Raw genomic sequence first — 15,220 nt, forward strand, 5'->3', positions numbered from 1 at the left:
CGGAAATTTTCCGTTTCACATCAGGTTGCATTTCCCGGCTGTCTGATTTTTTAAAACTTACGCCTGAAACCTACCCCCTTTCTGAGTAAGCAATGTATACAGCCCGAGAAATCAAGCCGTCCATTATCCTGTCCTTTGCCTGGCCGTCACTTCTGTTTTATCTGATTTATTCCGTTTGTCTGTGCAGCCTCACCTACTGGGGCCATATCCCTGTCGGATTTTCGTTTGTTCCCATTGGTCTGATCGGCACGGCGGTTGCATTTTATGTCGGCTTCAAAAATAACTCATCTTACGAAAGGCTATGGGAAGCCAGAAGGATCTGGGGTGCCATCGTGAACGCCAGCCGTACATGGGGCACATACTCAGTTTCCTATGTAAAAACGGAAACAGACATTTCGGGACTGACTGAAAGACAACTTCAGACAAAACTCATACACGGACTGATTGCCTATATTAATGCGGTTAGAATACAATTAAGGCAAAAAAGTGTCTGGAACGACAGTAATACCACCGCTCACGCCGTGTTGAAAGGAAGCCATGACAATGCTCCTCTTCATTTGTCATTAAGTGTATTTTTAGCTGAATCCGAGGTCAAATATTTCCTATCCAAAAAGAATCCCGCGACGCATATCCTTAAAGCTCAGGCAAAACTACTTGATCAGATATTTCGTAACGGCGGAATTAATGAGCGTTTTTACGTGCAGATGATGGCACTTATCCAGGAGTTTTACAATCAGCAAGGAGCCGCTGAAAGAATCAAAAACTTTCCTTTTCCACGTCAGTATGCCTATTTCAGCAAAGTATTTGTGTGGCTTTTCATTCTGATTCTTCCTTTTGGCCTCATCAATGAGTTCCTTAAGCTCGGAACGGAAATGGCATGGGTAGCAGTACCCGCCTACATGGTGATTGCCTGGGTTTTCAATACCATGGAAGTTGTTGGCGACACCAGCGAAAATCCATTTGAAAATGCGATCAACGATATACCGATGACAGCGATTTGCCGCACTATTGAAATTGATCTTCGGGAAATGCTCGAAGAAACCGCGATTCCCCCTGCTCTTACCCCTGTTGACAACATCCTGATGTAATTTTTATAATCTTACCCTATTGATTCATGCAAAACCGCATACTTGTTCTGCTTGTACATCCCCTTTTCGAAAAATCGAGGATGCATAAATCCCTCGTCAATCACATTCCGGAGGGTGTCACAGTACATGATCTCTATCAGGAGTATCCCGATTTTAACATTGATATAAAAAGAGAACAGAAGCTACTGCTGAACCATGATATTATTATCTGGCAACACCCCGTTTACTGGTACAGCTGTCCGGCGCTTTTGAAGCAATGGATAGACATTGTTCTCGAAGCAGGCTGGGCGTACGGACCTAACGGGAAAGCACTGGAAGGCAAGGTTGTCATGCAGGTTTTATCTACAGGAGGAGCCAGATCCACCTATCAGCCGGAAGGTTACCATCATTTCACGTTAAAGGAATTTCTGACGCCTTTTAACCGTACCACCACCTTGTGCAATATGCAGTATCTGCCGCCCTTTGCAGGACAGGGATCGCACAGAATAAGTGATGATGAACTGCTGACACTCAGCCGGAACTATGCGCATCTTCTGGATTATCTTCAGCACAACAGACTGGATGTAGCTGAATTTCAGACATTTGAATACTTAAACGACTGGTTACTAAAAGATAAAATTGCATGAGCAGCGACTTTCTACCACAGGCATTGGTTTACCTTTCGGCAGCAGTTGTATGCGTGCCCCTTGCCAAAAAAATTGGAATGAGTTCAGTACTCGGCTATCTGATTTCCGGCATCATCATCGGTCCCTTTATACTCGGCTTTATTGGCCAGGAGGGCGAGGGAATTATGCATGTAGCCGAATTCGGGGTAGTGATGATGTTGTTTCTGATAGGTCTTGAACTCGAACCCAAAGCATTCTGGGAAATGCGAAAAGCAATTGCCGGATTCGGATTTTCTCAGCTCATCGGCACTACAATACTTATTTTTGGCCTGTTTATGCTTTTGGGGTGGGAATGGACCATGTCTTTTTCCATTGGTTTGGCGCTGACCATGTCGTCAACGGCCATCGTATTGCAGACATTAAAGGAAAAAGGGCTTTCCAAATCCCAGGCCGGTGAGGCATCATTTTCAGTGTTGCTTTTTCAGGATATAGCGGTCATCCCCATCCTGGCCATTTTACCATTGCTTGCCACCACGAGCATAGCGCCCGAATCAGCACATCCTTCTTTACTTGGAGGACTTGATCCCTGGCTGCAAACTGTGATCGTAATCGGAGCAGTTGCTTCCATTTATGGGATCGGCACGTATCTGGTTGTGCCTCTGCTTCGCATGATCGCCAAAACGGGTCTGAGAGAAATGTTTACTGCCTCCTCCCTGCTACTGGTTGTAGCTGTGGCACTTCTAATGGAAACCGTTGGATTGAGTCCTGCCCTTGGAACTTTCGTTGCCGGTGTAGTATTGGCTAACAGCGAATTCCGTCATGAGCTTGAAAGTGATATAGAGCCGTTCAAAGGTTTGCTTCTCGGACTGTTTTTTATGGGTGTTGGCGCATCCATCAACTTTCAGTTACTGGCTGAATCGCCCGGACAAATAGCACTGATTGTCTGCGCTGTAATCCTGATCAAGTTTGCGGTGTTGTTTGTAATTGGAAAAACCTTCAAACTAAAAAATGACCAGAATTTCATGTTTGCTCTGGGGCTTAGTCAGGTTGGCGAATTCGCTTTCGTTTTACTTTCTTTTACAGGACAACTTCATATCATCAACGAAGAATGGCTCGGCAAACTTACTGCTGTAACAGCCATCAGTATGATGACAACACCATTGCTGCTGCTTTTCAACGAAAAAGTGATCACACGCTTTTTTGGTACAAATGAAGTTCCTGAAAAACGCGCTGCGGACGCAATAGATCAGCAGCATCAGGTAATTATTGCCGGCTTTGGTCACTTTGGAAGCACCATTGGTCGGTTACTGCGTGCCAACGGCATTGAGGCGACGATTCTTGACAATAACTCGGATCAGGTGGAATTATTAAGGCGAATGGGTTTCAATGTCTATTATGGAGATCCCACCAGAACAGACTTGTTAAAATCGGCGGGGATAGAAAATGCCAAACTGCTCATCGCCGCTTTCGACTCACCTGAAATCAACGGAGAACTGATTAAAACAGTCAAAAAACATTATGGACATGTGAAAGTACTGGCAAGGGCGAGGAATCGCTTTGATGCCCACGAGATTATGGAAATGGGTGTTACTAATATCTATAGGGAAACACTTTACACCTCCGTTCATCTGGCTATTGATGCACTGCAGGAGTTGGGCTTCAGAAAATACACAGCCACCCGCCAGGGACAAAAGTTTATTACTTACGATGAAAAAGCGCTCGAAAGACTGGCCGGCTCCCGAAGTGACATGAAGGAGTATGCGATTCATGCCCGCAGGGAGATTGAAATGCAGGAAAAACTGCTGCAGGATGATCTTCTCCTTGATTTCTCGACAGGCGATCACAGCTGGGACAGCAATTTTGTCAAAGAAACCTTAATGGGCAAAAAGTAATTCATTTTGAGTCAGTATACTACCTCCCGTTTTCAAAAAACAGGAGGTATTTTTTTGTCGCTGATTAAAAACCATCTCGCTTGTTAATTAAACATTAGCCTACTTTACAGCTACACAGCACCTAAGTAGCTATTGTGAACTGATCCTGATTACCGGCATTTTACGTGAAAGTGTTGTCACTTTATTTATTGGAAAAAAATACGGAGATTTATGGCATTTAGAATGCGACACTCAACATCGAAATGAACTTTTCTCCTCTTAATGATCATGAGGCTAAAAGGCTTCAGGCCCTTCGTGAATATAAAACGCTTGCTACTGTCAAAGAACGTGAATTTGATCGTTTGACTGAGCTGGCATCCCTTATCTGTGGTACGCCGATATCGATGTTGTCCCTGATCGACGATACAACCCAGTGGTTTATATCAGGATACGGAATGGATCTGGCAGAGCTTCCCAAAGAGGATTCATTTTGTCAGTATACCATTCTGACAGAAGAATTAATGCAAATTGAGGACGCTACTCAGGATGAGCGCTTTGCAACCAACAAGTTCGTTATCGGGGAGCCCTTTGTAAGATTTTATGCAGGATATCCCATTATAGATCCTAACGGTTACACGCTCGGCGCTTTCTGTGTCTCAGGTTCTGAGAAAAAGAAACTTACAGACGATCAGTTGCAGGCACTGAAACTGTTGTCGGATCAGGCTACTTCGCTGATTCTCGAACAAAGAAAAAAGGATGAGCGCCGAAATTTCGACAGGCTGTTCAATCTCAGTAATGATCTGATTTGCATCGCAAGCTTTGACGGATATTTTAAGAAAATAAACCCTGCATTTACGAATGTTCTGGGTTGGGATGAACAATATATCCTCAATACCCATTTCCAGGACATGGTACATCCTGAGGACAAGATCAGGACGAACGAGGATTTGTCCAGCCTGATAAATGGTGAGACTACTACTACAGCAATACATCGGGTTAGGCACAAGAATGGCAGTTATGTATATATTCAATGGGTTACAACCACAGAACAGAGCACCGGAAACCTGTTCTGTATTGGCCGGGATGTAACAGAAGAAAAACTTAAGGAGGAAAAGCTTAAAATCAGCGAAGATAATTTCAGGTCATTTTTTGAGAACTCACAGGGATTCATGTGCACACATGACCTTGCGGGAAAATTTCTTACTGTCAATACAGTAGGCGCCAAGCTTTTAGGCTATGATAAGGAACAGATATTGAAAATGAGCCTGTTTGATATAATTCCGGAAAAGCATCATGTTATACTCAGACAATATCTGATCGATATTCAGGAAAACGGCGTATCAAGCGGTTTGATGACTACCCGCCACCTGGACGGCTCGCATAGAATATGGAACTATCAAAATATTCTTGTAACCACCGAGAATGGACAACACCATATTGTAGGCAATTCGATTGACGTTACCGAAAGTCAGAAGCTGGCTAAAAAGTTTGCAAAGGTGCAAAACATGCTTGTGCAAACCAGTCAGATGGCACGTGTAGGCGGCTGGGAGGTCGACATGAGTAATTACCAGGTATATTGGTCGGATGTTACTAAATCTATTCTGGGAGTAGATCAGGATTATATTCCTGATGTCGATAGTATCAGGCATCTGTACAAACATGAAGAAACGTTAAAAAAAATTACTGAAGCCGTTCAGATTGCTATTGATGAAAGAAAAAGCTATGATCTGGAACTGGAAATTACTACCCATACCGGAGAAAGTAAATGGCTCAGGACCATCGGACACGCAGAGTCGGATGGACAAAAGGGCTTAAAACTTTACGGTATGTACCAGGACATCGACGAAAAGAAAAGAGCCGAACTGGCAACTGCCAATTCTCAAAAACTTCTCGACGATGTTCTGAATGCAGCTTCTGAGGTAAGTATTATCGCAACAGACACCGACGGGCTTATTACTGTATTCAATAAGGGAGCGGAGAATCTGCTTGGTTACAGCGCTGATGAGATGGTGGGGATTAATCAGCCTGGCATGTTGCACCTGCTTTCTGAAATGCAGATACGTTCCAGGGAGCTGACTGAGGAGTTTGGATCCCCGATAGAAGGTTTCAGAATATTTGTACATAAAGCAGAAATTAATAAATCCGAAGTGCGGGAGTGGACCTACCGCACCAAAACAGGTGAGCTTAAGCCAGTTACGCTTGTTACTACAACAATCAGGGATCATAACGATGAAGTGATTGGTTACCTTGGCGTAGCTACCGACCTGACAGCCAGAAAGAAAGCTGAGCAGGAACTCTTTAACGAAAAAGCCCGCTTACTTGCTTTCGTTGAACACGCCCCGGCAGCTGTAGCAATGTTCGACAGAGACATACAATACATAGCCGTGAGCAGGAAATGGATGGAAGAGTATCGGCTCACAGAACAAAACATTATCGGAATTTCCCATTACGACATTTTCCCGAACATAAAAGAGCACTGGAAAAAGCATCACCAACAGGCATTAAAAGGTGAAACTATCTCCTGTGATGAAGAACTGTGGCGTCCTCCAGGTTGGGATATTGACCAGTATCTGAAGTGGGAAGTGCGGCCTTGGTACCAATATGACGGCTCGGTAGGTGGTATTATGATGTTTACAGAAGACATCACAGAAGCCACATTGGTGCGCCACGAACTGAAACAGGCGAAAATACAGTCAGAACAGGCAAGCATTGCCAAATCAGAGTTCCTGGCCAATATGAGCCATGAGATCAGAACACCGCTGAATGGTATTATCGGGTTTACCGATCTGGTACTAAAAACCAATATGAATGATACGCAGAAGCAGTATCTGACGATTGTCAATCAATCGGCCAATGCGCTTTTAAGTATCATCAACGACATCCTTGACTTTTCCAAGATAGAAGCCGGTAAGCTGGAGCTCGATATTGACAAGTGTGATATTTTCGATATTACGTCTCAATCGGCAGACATCATTTCTTTCCCGATACAGAATAAAGGGTTGGAAATGCTGCTGAATATTCCCGCGGAACTGCCTCGTTTTGTATGGGTAGACGAAATCAGATTGAAACAGGTACTGATTAACCTGTTGAGTAATGCGGCAAAGTTTACCGAAAGCGGGGAAATAGAATTAAAAATTGAAATACTAAACTACCATCCTGAACAAAGCGATCACATTACCTGCCGCTTCATTGTACGCGATACAGGGATCGGGATCAGAGAAGAAAAACAGGCGAAGATATTCGACGCATTTCTTCAGGAGGATGGCTCGACAACCAAGAAATACGGCGGAACCGGGCTCGGGTTGACCATCTCCAACAAATTGCTCGCTATGATGGGCAGTCACCTGCAGCTTAGCAGCGTGCATGGTGTAGGGAGTACGTTCTTCTTTGACCTGACTATGACATCAGAGCCCGGTGAGCAAATCATCTGGGACAATGCAGAATCCATCAGACGTGTACTGATCGTAGATGATAACCAGAACAACAGACTTATCGTGGAACGGATGCTGCAATTGATGCATATCCGGTCGGATCAGGTTACCAATGGATTTGAAGCACTGGAAGTACTCGAATCGGAAGCAGTTTACGATGCCATTCTGATGGATTACCATATGCCTTATATGGATGGGCTGGAAACGATCAGGCATATCCGGAATACGTTTCCCTTGAAAACGGAGAATATTCCGATTGTCTTGCTGAACAGTTCTGCAGACGACGCTACTGTGATCAAAGGGTGTGAGGAGTTGAAGGTCAATTACCGACTCATGAAACCCCTAAAAATCAACGATATACATCTTTGCTTATCAAGGCTGTCGCAAAAGGAATACGCTAACGAGCCAGCCGGTACTACGGATCCTATTGACATCAATCAGGACATCTTGACTATCCTGATCGCAGAAGATAATCCAGTGAATATGTTCCTGGCCAAAACCATTATCTCCAAGGTTGTTCCTGCAGGGCTAATTCTGGAAGCAGCCAATGGCCTGGAAGCTGTTGAACATTGCAAGCGCGTCAAACCGGATCTGATATTTATGGATGTTCAGATGCCGGAAATGAATGGTTATGAAGCAACATTTGCAATCCGTAATATTTTCAGCAATAGCTATGTTCCCATTATTGCGCTCACAGCAGGGAATGTGAAAGGTGAACGAGACAGATGTATTGATGCGGGAATGAATGATTTTGTGGCAAAACCGTTTGTTGAGGATTCTATCAGAACGATTATTTCCCGATACGCCCAACCTGGTGCACACCGGGAAGAAACACCAAAAGTAACTCAACAAAACCAGGAAGAGCATTTCGACATTGCGTTACTAAAAACAACCTACATGGACGACCAGGAATTCATCACTGAATTCCTGACTCTTACAGAGGAAGCGCTGGAAGCGGGTGTTATTGATCTGAATAAGCACTACCAAAACAACGACCTTTCAGGTATCAAAAATGCTGCCCATAAACTTAAGGGTGCATCTGCGTCTGCCTTCATGAACCAGGTAACAGCAATCACCCAGGAGTTGGAGCACATGACATCTTTTGATAAAAACCGTATCGAGTATCTGGTTTCCGAACTTCAGCAGGAATCACAGGTGTTAATGCCCATGATTGCCTCAGTTAAATAAGAGCAGCACTTAGGCGCTAGTCGATACTTTTGATTTTAGCTCTCTGTTGCCGGATACCTTCCGGCGCAGAATCGGGCTTTTCATTACCCATCAAAAATGCAAAAGAGCGCGTTTCTTTAAAATGGTGGAAACTCACCCTGAGTATGCCGGTGATCGGAATAGCGATAATGGCTCCTGCTACACCCCATAAGAGCCCGAAACCGATCACTGAGGCAATCGTCATAAACGGGTTCAGATCGACTTCTTTTCCAACCACATACGGCTGTGTGATATAGTTATCGATCATCTGAGCTGCGAACATAACACCGATCACTACCAGAACTGCCGTAAAGCCACCCGATACCATCGCCAGCATCGCAGCAAGCCCTCCTCCGATAGCATTGCCCAGATAAGGAATAAATGAGAAAACAGCGGCAATCAAAGCGAGAAGAGGCGCATATTTGATCCCTCCGATCAGAAATCCGGTTCCATACAGAACAGCAAGAATAAGCATCGCCTTAAACATTCCCCAAAAGTATCCGCCTGAGGTTTTACGGATTTCCTTCAGCACTTTGCGCACCCGGGTCTGTTCGCCGGCTTCTACATTCAATAAAATAAACTCCTTAAAACGCTCGCGCTGAGAAAGTACCAGCACTACATACACAATTACAAGAATGGTACTGGCAATGGCTCCTCCCACAGTTCCCAGCGCGGCCGGTCCCCCTTTGCCAAGGCTTGCAAGCATTCCTTTTGCCTGTTCAAGCTGCTGATCGGGATCCACACCTGCTTTGTCTTCAATAAAAGCCTGCGCGTCTTCAAGAAGTTTCACAGAAGTTTTTTCAATCTCCGGCCAATCCTTAGCGATCATTTTAACCTGAATCGTGATCAGTCCTCCCAGAAAAAGAAAGAAAAGAATCAGAACAAAGGTACTCGCAGCCACAGCCCATCCACGTCCCAGTCCCTTTTTCATCAGCCAGTCCATGACGGGAATAAGCATCATGGAAAGCACAGCGGCAATAGCAAGCGGCGCAAGGAAAGTTTTACCCAGGTACAATCCGGCTGGCAAAGCGATAAGCAGCATTACCCAACGGAGGATTTTAGTAATTTGATTATCCATATATCAATGATTTCTGAATAGTATCCAAAAATCATTCCACAAAGTGGTAGGCGCTTACGGATTGTACCCGGGATTATATTAAAGTCCGTTGTTAAAGTACTTCAACCATCGCTTTAATTACTCCAAAGTCAGGATTCAGCCAGTTTTCGAAATTTGCCTTCACGTCTCCGAACGCCACACGGTGCGTAATATAGGTTGTCGGATCTATAAAGCCCGCTTTCATACTGCTAATCACATGTTCGAAATCTTCGCGGGTTGCATTACGGCTACTCATTAGCGTAGCTTCCCGTTTATGAAACTCGGGATGTACAAAACTGATTTCTCCTTTCTGCAAACCGATCAGCGCATATGTGCCTCCATGCGCCAGATATTGAAATGCGTTATTGATTGCTCTCTGATTTCCCGTCGCATCGATAATTACCGTGGGCATATCTCCATTTGTAAACTCAGCAAGTTTTTGATGCACATTGTCAGTCAAAGCATTCACCGTATGAGACACGCCCAATTTCTCCCGGCAGAATTTTAGCCGGTCTTCGTTGATATCCATGGCAATAACTGTAGCTCCCGCAATACGTGCGAACTCCATCGTTCCCAAACCGATAGGTCCGGCACCAACTACCAACACCGTGTCGTTGGACGAAACAGCCGCCCGACGAATGCCATGTGCCCCAATGGCCAGGGGTTCTACCAAAGCCAGCTCATCAAAACTTAATCCGTTGCCATGAACGAGCGAATAAGAAGGAACGGAAACATACTCGGTCATCCCTCCATCAATATGCACTCCAAAAACCTTGATATCCGTACAGCAGTTAGGCTTCCCGTTGCGGCATGCGACACATTTACCACAATTGAAATAGGGAATAAAAGTGACAGATTCTCCCACCTCAAACCCTTCTGCTCCATGTGTTTCTACGATCTCCCCGGCAAGCTCATGCCCTAATATCCGGGGATAATTGAAAAATGGCTGCGTGCCTTCATAAGCATGTAAATCAGTTCCGCAGATACCAATACGGCGGATACGAATAATTGTATGGTCGGACTGCAGGGTCGGGCGGGATATTTGCGCGTAGTCAAACTGCCCCGGCGTTGTACAAACTAATGTATTCATTTATCAGTACTCAAAAAGAATGTTAAAATCAGGAGTTAGCCAGTGCTCTGTCCAGGTGCACATAGCCGCCGTCTACATAAATGAGCTGGCCTGTTGTATGGCTGGAACGTTCGGACAACAAAAACACAGTCATATTCGCAATTTCCTCAGCGGTAGTCATCCGGTTTTCCAAAGGAATATTAGCTGTGATCGAAGCCAGTTTTTCAGTAGGATTCGGAAGTGTTTCAATCCATCTTTCATAAAGAGGCGTCCAGCATTCTGCCACGATCACCGCGTTTACGCGGATTCCATATTTAAGCAGTTCAACTGCCCATTCACGTGTCAGCGCATTTCTTCCACCATTTGCAGCCGCATAAGCCGAAGTGCCCCCCTGACCAGTCTCTGCAGTTTTGGAACTGATATTTACAATTGCTCCCTTAGATGCTTTTAAGGCAGGCAATGCGTGCTGGGCTATAAGATAATAATGCACCACATTTTTATGCAATGAAGCTATAAAGTCCTCATAATTGCCATTTTCCAACCCCACACCGTCATTAACTCCTGCATTATTAACCAGTCCGTCGATGCGGCCAAACTCTGCGAGAACGGCATCTACAGCTTTTTTAGATTCTTCGGGGCGTGTCAGTTCAGCAGCAACCTGGAATGATTTAAAACCCTTTGCACTCAGCTCATCCACTACTTTTTGGTTATCAGCAGCGTTTCTTCCTATAATCACCGGTATGGCGCCTTCTGCCGCAAGTACCTGCACTATCCCCTCTCCGATTCCCTTGGCCCCGCCTGTTACAATAACCACCTTATCTTTCAGATTCAGATTCATTTTTTTTAAAATTTAATAATGTTAGATAAACTCACAGCGATCAACTAGTGTGATGCTCCGAGCTTTACGTTTTTGATAGAATTATTTTTGATCGCAAAATAGAATACAACCAGGAAACAAACAGCCGGAACAATGTAAGCAACCTGAATCGTGGATACATCCGAAACCTGTCCCATGATTACGGGAAAAATCGCTCCTCCGACTATTGCCATAATGACAAGTGAAGATCCCATTTTGGTTTTTGCGCCAAGACCTCTGATACTAAGCGCGAAAATAGTCGGGAACATAATCGACATAAAGAACTGTACACCCACCAACGCATACACAGACAACATCCCTGTTGTAGTGACCGCCGCAGCCAAAAGCACAACATTGATCAGACTGTATAAGGCAAGCAGCTTTGGAGGTGCGATAAATTTCATCAGATAAGTCCCGATAAAGCGCCCGATCATAAAGCTCAGGAAAGCCCCCGACAACAAGTACGCTGCCGTTTTCTCTTCGATACCCGCCACGTGATCTGCGAAGCGTATAAAAAAACTGCTGATACATACCTGAGCTCCCACGTAAAAAAACTGAGCGATTACACCCAGGATAAGATTTCTTTCACTCATGATCGAACCGGAAACCTGCGCAGACTCTTCTTCTTCGTCCTGAATTTCAGGAAGTGTGGTTCTCCATATCAGAATGGCCACCACAAGTACCACAATACCAATTACAACAAAGGGCATTTGTACGGAAGCCGCTTCCATATCCAGATAATCATTGAGTTGTGCAACAGACATACTTTGCTGATCCTGTTCTGAAAGTGTCTTTCCGGAAAGTATAAATGTGCCTCCCATGAGCGGAGCCAGAAATGCAGCTAACCCATTGAAAGACTGTGCAAAATTGAGCCGTTGCGTGGCAGAATCAGCATCACCTAATACGGTGATGTACGGATTAGCAGCTGTTTCAAGCATGGTAAGTCCGCTGGCGATGATGAACAGGGCCACCAAAAAGAAACCAAAATGTCGCATTTCTGCAGCTGGGTAAAACAGAAACGTTCCGAATGCAAAAAGCAAAAGTCCTAAAGTGATACCTGCCTTATACCCGAATCGTTTCATAAAAAGACCGGCTGGCAAGGCAATCAGAAAATAAGCGATGTAGGAAGCGGAATCAATCAGTGCAGATTGAAAATCACTCAACTGGCAAGCCTTTTTCAGATGCGGAATCAATATAGGATTGAGATTGAGGGCAAAGCCCCAGAGAAAAAACAGAGAAGTTATCAGTATGACAGCCAGTCTTGTTTTACGATCAGCCATGTGTTTATGATTAGAGAATGAGATGTTTAATTAGTTGGTGAGTTTGAATATCTGATCCATCAGCATCCATTTCTCGCCCGGAGCAGCCCAGGGCAGTGGTTGCTGGAATTTCCAGACAAACTCTTCCCAATCCTGCACCTTTTCGTTATCCTGGTCCATTTTCGCCTTGTTTTCAAATGTGAAATCATCCTCCGTTTCCATGATCATGAAGAGGCGATTCCCTAACCTGAAAATTTCCATACTGGTCACTCCGGCATCCAGTATACTTTTGGTTATCTCCGGACGAGCGTGCTCAGGCTTATGCCATTTTTCGTACTCTTCAATCAGTTTCGGATCGTCTTTCAGATCCACTGCAAGGCAAAATCGTTTCATAATCTTGGGTTAAGCAAGTGTTTAATTAAAGTTGGCGGAATCTCCGCAATGCGATGTTTCAGATATCTTTTCGTTTCGTTCAATATCAATTCATTCTAAGACAAGCCAGGTATAGCCATTTGCAGGAATTTTGACCGAAATACCCGCCTCGTAATTCCTGCTTACCTTGTAACTTTTCGCCTCGCCCTCTTTTTCCCGGATTTTCACATAATCGTGCAGCCCGCTGAAATAGACAGGAATTTTGATATCGCGGGTTATTTCTTCATTCAAGGGATTATACAACATCACCAGCCCTTTTTCTTTCAAAGCAGGATTCACATGCATAATACCGTCCCAGTCCCGCCCGTCTGCACGGCGCAGGTGAATAATGTCTGAATTAAGAATATTCCTGTATTTCTTGTACCAATCGATCACACCGGATACAGTCGTCCTCGTTTTTTCTGTGTCGTAAAGCCTCGGACCACGGTAACAAGCCTGAATTCCTGCACCATAATACTGCATCATAAGCTGCTCGTAAGCATCCAAATGTTCTGACAGCGGCTCCAGAATTGCATCAGCATCACCACCCTGATACTTTGTAAGTGGTACAAAACCCCAGACCATAGATGGCGTTTCAGCCCATGTAGCATCAAAAATATTCTGTCTGTTCAGTATTTTCTGCTGCTCTCTGGAAAGAGAAAAATTGACCTCTCTGTACCCCAGAGCAATTTTGTTGGTACCATCCAGAAAGTACCAGTCAGGCGCATTGACGTACACCCCATTTTCGTTACACCAGCGGTAAAGGCTCTTCTGCAATTCCATCTGCTTCCACTGCGAATCATGAAGACCTTCATGGCCAGGATGACTCTGTGAAGCACAAACATCCCCGGGATAAGGACCATCATTTTCGAAGATACTAAACCCGGTATATTTCATAAAAATCTTAAGCTTTTCCAGATACGCCAGCCCCCACTTACTTCCCATACATGGTGCGTTTCCAAAAAATGCGCCTCCGGGTTTTCCTGTTTTAGGATCAATGACATCGTCCTCATCACTGATTTTCCTCGAACTAAACAGAGAATAGCTGCCAATAAAGATCTTCTTGCTGTGTGCATATTCAGCAAGCTTTTTCCACTTCTTCAGATTCTCAGCTGTAGTGTCTTCCATATTGCAGTGACTTCCAAAACTCAGGATCAGCGCTTCGTAACCCGTTGCCGCACATTGGTCAATGGCAGTGACGACCTGCTGATCATTCTTACTTATCAGATGCATAAATATCGGATTGCTCGTAACCCAGGGAGCAATAGTCCTGTACATTCTACGAATTGCCAGCCCTTTTCGCTCCCTGTCATAGGAATCCTGCAGTAGTTCGTAGGTCTTGATAGATTCGACCGATTCACCTGGTTTCAAACTTACACCCACCGGAACTTTCGGGTGAACTTCGAGTAAACAGGGAGTCTGAAAATCGTAATTTACCTGAGATGTATACGTGGTATCAATCTTCCAATGAGTCGCCTGATCACTCAGCGGATAGCGCATGGCGTTATTAAAAGCAAAATTGTTTTCTATATAAATACCGTTGGGTTTACTCATCTTTTCAGGACTTCCTACAACCGCACTTTCTTCCTCAGCAACTGCCAAAATCTCGTTAACAATCTGATCAACAACAATTTTTACGTTACCATTATTGTGGATTGTCACCCATTTACGCAGCAACGGTATCCCGTCGTACACAGCGTAATGCACCTGTACCAGAATTCCTTCTAAAGCAGGAAAGTTTGATTCGAAGTAGAAACTTATTCTCTTTCCAGTTGGCATTTTTGAACTACCTGTCCACATCGACGTTTTCCATTGTATCTCGTCTTGAATGTCTGAAACAGCATACTTTTTGAAGTGGAAAGCACTGTCTGCTATTTTCATTTTGTCGACCCATCCGGTCAGCAGATAGCCCTTCTCCTTTTGTCCCGTCAGGCCACCAACTGCATAATTTTTGCCATTGATCACAACTCTGGCTTCCGGCTGCACCGAGCGTACCAGCTCCTGCTTCGTAGTTGGATTTTTGAAACTGATACAGGCAAGATCAGGCGTATTTCTGAACGTCCTTTGCAAAAGTCCATTATACAGAATGATATCTTTCCCATCTGCAGACTGATATATCCCTGCTTTTGTCTCAACCGGTTTTATCAACCAGTCTACCGGACTTGCCGTCTCAAAAGCCTTATTCCAGCCAGACAGTTTCTGAGCTGACAAAGAAAGGCTGCACAAAATCAGAATACCGGTAAGAAAAAATCTCATAGACGGCTGGGAGATATATGGAGATCAAGGTTTAGCAATGCATGTCAGCATTTTACCAGACAAATGTATAGT

Annotated in this window: 10 protein-coding genes; 4 read left to right on the forward strand and 6 right to left on the reverse strand. The window is 44.5% G+C overall.

Going from position 1 to position 15,220, the window contains the following annotated elements; translation table 11 throughout:
- The first annotated feature begins 92 nt into the window (after window positions 1-92).
- From DSL64_RS01280 to DSL64_RS29220, 4 genes are all read left to right on the forward strand, one after another.
- Entirely contained in the window at window positions 93-1,088 is a 996-nt protein-coding gene (locus DSL64_RS01280; protein WP_115828823.1) for a bestrophin family protein, read from the forward strand.
- 26 nt (window positions 1,089-1,114) lie between these two features.
- Window positions 1,115-1,714, forward strand: a complete 600-nt coding sequence (locus DSL64_RS01285; protein ID WP_115828824.1) for an NAD(P)H-dependent oxidoreductase — start codon at window positions 1,115-1,117, stop codon at window positions 1,712-1,714.
- Window positions 1,711-3,585, forward strand: a complete 1,875-nt coding sequence (locus DSL64_RS01290; protein ID WP_115828825.1) for a monovalent cation:proton antiporter-2 (CPA2) family protein — start codon at window positions 1,711-1,713, stop codon at window positions 3,583-3,585. Before DSL64_RS01285 ends, DSL64_RS01290 begins: the two co-directional genes overlap by 4 nt.
- A 242-nt stretch (window positions 3,586-3,827) precedes the next feature.
- Window positions 3,828-8,183, forward strand: coding sequence for a PAS domain S-box protein (locus DSL64_RS29220; RefSeq protein WP_115828826.1), 4,356 nt, complete (start codon window positions 3,828-3,830; stop codon window positions 8,181-8,183).
- Between the two features lie 16 nt (window positions 8,184-8,199).
- Here the strand turns inward: DSL64_RS29220 and DSL64_RS01300 are convergent, their stop codons facing one another.
- The 6 genes from DSL64_RS01300 to DSL64_RS01325 form a co-directional block, all read right to left on the reverse strand.
- Window positions 8,200-9,279, reverse strand: a complete 1,080-nt coding sequence (locus DSL64_RS01300) for an AI-2E family transporter (RefSeq protein ID WP_115828827.1) — start codon at window positions 9,277-9,279, stop codon at window positions 8,200-8,202.
- A gap of 91 nt (window positions 9,280-9,370) precedes the next feature.
- Entirely contained in the window at window positions 9,371-10,387 is a 1,017-nt protein-coding gene (locus tag DSL64_RS01305) for a zinc-binding alcohol dehydrogenase family protein (RefSeq protein WP_115828828.1), read from the reverse strand.
- 28 nt (window positions 10,388-10,415) lie between these two features.
- A complete protein-coding gene (locus tag DSL64_RS01310) occupies window positions 10,416-11,204 on the reverse strand; it encodes an SDR family oxidoreductase (protein ID WP_115828829.1) in 789 nt (262 codons plus the stop codon).
- 44 nt (window positions 11,205-11,248) lie between these two features.
- Window positions 11,249-12,502 carry an L-fucose:H+ symporter permease gene (gene fucP, locus DSL64_RS01315; RefSeq protein WP_115828830.1) on the reverse strand — a complete coding sequence of 418 codons (1,254 nt, stop codon included), beginning with the start codon at window positions 12,500-12,502 and terminating at the stop codon, window positions 11,249-11,251.
- Between the two features lie 30 nt (window positions 12,503-12,532).
- Window positions 12,533-12,874, reverse strand: a complete 342-nt coding sequence (locus DSL64_RS01320) for an L-rhamnose mutarotase (RefSeq protein ID WP_115828831.1) — start codon at window positions 12,872-12,874, stop codon at window positions 12,533-12,535.
- Between the two features lie 90 nt (window positions 12,875-12,964).
- Entirely contained in the window at window positions 12,965-15,148 is a 2,184-nt protein-coding gene (locus DSL64_RS01325; RefSeq protein WP_115828832.1) for an alpha-galactosidase, read from the reverse strand.
- Window positions 15,149-15,220: the final 72 nt, after the last annotated feature.

The sequence above is a fragment of the Dyadobacter luteus genome (assembly GCF_003383615.1).
In the GTDB taxonomy this organism is placed as follows: Bacteria; Bacteroidota; Bacteroidia; order Cytophagales; family Spirosomataceae; genus Dyadobacter; species Dyadobacter luteus.

Coding starts and splice junctions, on each gene's coding strand:
- DSL64_RS01280 (WP_115828823.1), top strand. CDS start 93: ATGTATACAGCCCGAGAAATCAAGCCGTCCATTATCCTGTCCTTTGCC.
- DSL64_RS01285 (WP_115828824.1), top strand. CDS start 1,115: ATGCAAAACCGCATACTTGTTCTGCTTGTACATCCCCTTTTCGAAAAA.
- DSL64_RS01290 (WP_115828825.1), top strand. CDS start 1,711: ATGAGCAGCGACTTTCTACCACAGGCATTGGTTTACCTTTCGGCAGCA.
- DSL64_RS29220 (WP_115828826.1), top strand. CDS start 3,828: ATGAACTTTTCTCCTCTTAATGATCATGAGGCTAAAAGGCTTCAGGCC.
- DSL64_RS01300 (WP_115828827.1), bottom strand. CDS start 9,279: ATGGATAATCAAATTACTAAAATCCTCCGTTGGGTAATGCTGCTTATC.
- DSL64_RS01305 (WP_115828828.1), bottom strand. CDS start 10,387: ATGAATACATTAGTTTGTACAACGCCGGGGCAGTTTGACTACGCGCAA.
- DSL64_RS01310 (WP_115828829.1), bottom strand. CDS start 11,204: ATGAATCTGAATCTGAAAGATAAGGTGGTTATTGTAACAGGCGGGGCC.
- fucP (WP_115828830.1), bottom strand. CDS start 12,502: ATGGCTGATCGTAAAACAAGACTGGCTGTCATACTGATAACTTCTCTG.
- DSL64_RS01320 (WP_115828831.1), bottom strand. CDS start 12,874: ATGAAACGATTTTGCCTTGCAGTGGATCTGAAAGACGATCCGAAACTG.
- DSL64_RS01325 (WP_115828832.1), bottom strand. CDS start 15,148: ATGAGATTTTTTCTTACCGGTATTCTGATTTTGTGCAGCCTTTCTTTG.